Here is a 3,340-nt window from a genome sequence, read left to right on the forward strand (position 1 = left end):
TCCGACACGTAGTCGTCAAGATACTCGGGAAGCAGGACACCCTGCCGACGGTCTTCACTCTCAACGAAGCGCTTCATCTAAGCTCCCGGAGCATCACCTCCAGGAATCCTAGCCGACTCGGCTCTTTTCACACAGCCTCCACCCATCTCGGYCGTTGCGCTCGCATCGCAGCGGCCCGTCAACCTCGCGCCAGCTACGGACGCCGGATGATCATCCGGAAGCGGAGGCTCGCCGCTCCATGCTGAGCCCGCACGGTTCGGGCCATCTCCGATTCATTGGGAACGCGCGGCCTGAGCCGACACCAGCCACTGCGCAAACGCCAGGTCGACGAAGGAGGCTGGCAGAGCCGCGATGCCATTTCGACGTCCCACCTTGCCTTCGTTCTCATGGCGTGGCCGTGGCTCGGGCCTGGCTTGCGCCGCCGAGGAGCGGCCGCTCGGCTGGTCAGCCTGTCGCCATCAGCCCGCGCGAGGCCGGCCGCAACGTCGGAGCGATCCGATCGCCTCGCCAGGCTGGCGGCCCTCCGAGCGCCACTCAACCTGCCAGCATGCAATCCGCCAGGCTGTAGCAGTGGCTCGCCTGGTAGGCGTTCCGACCTCGGTTCATGTGCGTCACATTGAAGGTTCGAATGGCAGCCAGGACGCGGCGCGCCGCAAGGAAACTGCGGATCGAGGCGGAGCCCCGCACATTGATGCCGAACATGTCCGCGCCACGCGGGACGAAATAGCTGACATCGTCTGGCGTCGTGACGCAGTGTTCGAGGAAAAATTCGTCCACATGGCCCTGTGCGGGAGATTGGTCCGTGGCGAAATCCGAAAGATGCACCAAAATTCTCGCACGGATGCCCTCGCCGTCCGCATGGAGCGTGAAAAGCTCCATCCAGCTCGCATTGACGCGGACGAGCGGTTTGTCGGATGTCGACGGCAGACAAGACACCGACCAGTAGCGACGCTCGGTCTTGCGCGGGAGGGGATGCAGTTCTGGCCGTAGAGCCTGAGAATCTCCAGAACGTCTTGTGCCTGCGGGCGACGAAGCAGCTTTTGAAATCGCGTGACGTACTTGAACCGCAGTTCGAGGGAATCCGAGCGCTCGTCGGTGTCGCGCAAGTCGGTCTTGCCCTCTATCCAATTGCGCTGCTCCTCGAGATCCAGAAATTGGCGCAGGCCCGTGGTGCCGCGGCGAGGAGTCTTGCTCACGTCAGGTGCCATGTGGGATCCATCTGTGCCGGCATTGCGGGGGATTTTGTCAGATCATGGATCAGGCTCCGGACAATCCATGACCGTAGCCGACGTCGGCACTAATCCCGAGGGGGCCTGTTGCCGATCGCGCGGCTTCCTCATTGCGCCCAACCCTGTGGTGAGATGTCCCTTCGCGGGCCTTGGCGAGCGCGCGGCAGCTCCGCCCGATCGAAGCCGGCCGTCGACAGGGGCGCGATTGAGCGCTACGTCAGCACGAAGACGTGGTTGGGAATTGAGATGCGCGGAGCTGGGATAAGCTTGGCAGGCACGCTCATTCTGCTGTTTGCCCGCTTCCTGACCGCGGTCCGCGGACAATGGCACGGCGTGGCGCCGACCGACGAGCAGCGGATCTACTTCGCCAACCACGCGAGCCATGGCGATTTCGTCCTGATCTGGACGGTGCTGCCGCGCCGCCTGCGCCTGGCGAGCCGGCCGGTCGCCGGGAGCGACTACTGGCTGAAAAGCCGCCTTCGGCGCTTCATCGGCTGCGATGTCTTCAACGCCGTCCTGATCGACCGCGAGCGTCCGAGCCGGACGAACGACCCGATCAGCCAGATGACGGATGCGCTCGATGCCGGCTCCTCCCTGATCGTCTTCCCGGAAGGCACGCGCAACAGCACCCCTGCCCCGCTCCTGCCCTTCAAGAGCGGGCTCTTCCACCTGGCGCGCGCCCGGCCGGAGATCGTCCTCGTGCCGGTATGGATCGACAATCTCAACCGCGTCATGCCGAAGGGCGAGTTCGTGCCGATACCCCTGATCTGCACGGTCACCTTCGGGGCCGCGCTCCAGATCGCCCAGGGCGAGACCAAAAGGGATTTTTTGGCGCGGGCGGAAGCGGCCCTGCTCGCCCTCTCTCCGAAGGCCGGCGCGCCATGACGATGCCGCATCCCGATCTGGTGGCCGTGCTCGCCGGCCTGCTCTGCGTGCTCGTCGTCGCCTCGGCGATCGGCTACGTGCTGGAGCGCAGGCTGTCGCCCGATGGCTCGCATGCCGTGATCGAGAACCTGAACCACCGGATCCGTGCCTGGTGGGTCATGATCGTGCTGATGGGGCTGGCGCTGATCGGCGGCAAGGCCGGCGTGACCTTGCTCTTCGCCTTCTGTTCTTTCGCGGCCTTCCGTGAATTCATCACGCTGACCACCACGCACCGCGCCGACCACTGGGCGCTGGCCGTTGCCTTCTTCGTCGTGCTGCCGCTGCAATATTATCTCATCTGGATCGACTGGTACGGCCTCTTCTCGATCCTGATCCCGGTCTACGCCTTCCTGCTGATGCCGATCATCGCCGCGCTGCGCGGTGATACGGACGATTTTCTCGTGCGCATCGCCGAAGTGCAGTGGGCGCTGATGATCTGCGTCTTCTGCACGTCGCATGTGCCGGCGCTGCTGAGCCTCGACATTCCCGGCTTCGAGGAGCGCAACGTGCTCCTGATCGCCTATCTCGTCATCGTCGTGCAGATGAGCGATGTCCTGCAATATGTCTGGGGCAAGCTTCTCGGCCGCACCAGGATCGCGCCGAACCTGTCGCCTTCGAAGACGGTCGAGGGCTTCATTGGCGGCGGGCTCAGCGCGGTGGCAGTGGGGGCGGCCCTGTCCTGGATGACGCCGTTCACGCTGCTCCAGGCGGCCTTCCTGTCGCTCGTCATCGTCCTGATGGGCTTCTTCGGCGGGCTCGTCATGTCGGCGATCAAGCGCGATCGCGGCGTCAAGGATTGGGGCCACCTGATCGCCGGCCATGGCGGGTTCATCGACCGGCTCGATTCCGTGGTGTTCTCGGCGCCGATCTTCTTTCACCTGGTCCGCTGGGGGTGGTCGACCACATGAGCCTTCCCGTCACCAGCCTGATGCGAAGCAGCCTCGTGCATATCGCCTTCGCCTTCGTCGCGATGGGGAGCTGGGCGGCTTTCGCCAACCGCGCCCATCCGATGCCGGCGCCGCTCCAGGCCGGACTGATCCAGGGCGCGCTGTCGGCGCTCATCACGCTGCTCCTGAAGCGCGGCATCGAGGAACTGGCCAGGCGCTTCTCCGGCCTTGCGGCCCTCCTGGCTCCGCCCGTGATCGCCGGGCTTGTCTCGGCGAGCCTGCTCACCGTGATCCATACGC

3 protein-coding genes and 1 pseudogene are annotated in these 3,340 nt (G+C 65.0%); 3 read left to right on the forward strand and 1 reads right to left on the reverse strand.

Annotated features, from left to right (window positions below; translation table 11 throughout):
- Window positions 1-534: 534 nt before the first annotated feature.
- Window positions 535-1,208 (reverse strand): annotated as a pseudogene (locus tag AC1D34_RS35515) (hypothetical protein).
- A 288-nt stretch (window positions 1,209-1,496) separates the two neighbouring features.
- On the opposite strand from AC1D34_RS35515, the gene AC1D34_RS35520 reads away from it, so the two are divergent.
- The 3 genes from AC1D34_RS35520 to AC1D34_RS35530 all read left to right on the forward strand — a co-directional run.
- Entirely contained in the window at window positions 1,497-2,114 is a 618-nt protein-coding gene (locus AC1D34_RS35520) for a lysophospholipid acyltransferase family protein (protein ID WP_441508934.1), read from the forward strand.
- On the forward strand, window positions 2,111-3,061 hold the full coding sequence (locus AC1D34_RS35525) for a phosphatidate cytidylyltransferase (RefSeq protein WP_476826780.1): 951 nt from the start codon (window positions 2,111-2,113) through the stop codon (window positions 3,059-3,061). The genes AC1D34_RS35520 and AC1D34_RS35525 overlap by 4 nt, the downstream gene beginning before the upstream one ends.
- Window positions 3,058-3,340, forward strand: a 283-nt coding sequence (locus AC1D34_RS35530) for a hypothetical protein (protein ID WP_476826781.1), incomplete at its 3' end; no start/stop codon positions are given. The genes AC1D34_RS35525 and AC1D34_RS35530, both read left to right, overlap by 4 nt.

This window comes from Allobosea sp. P1_A7, assembly GCF_056406775.1.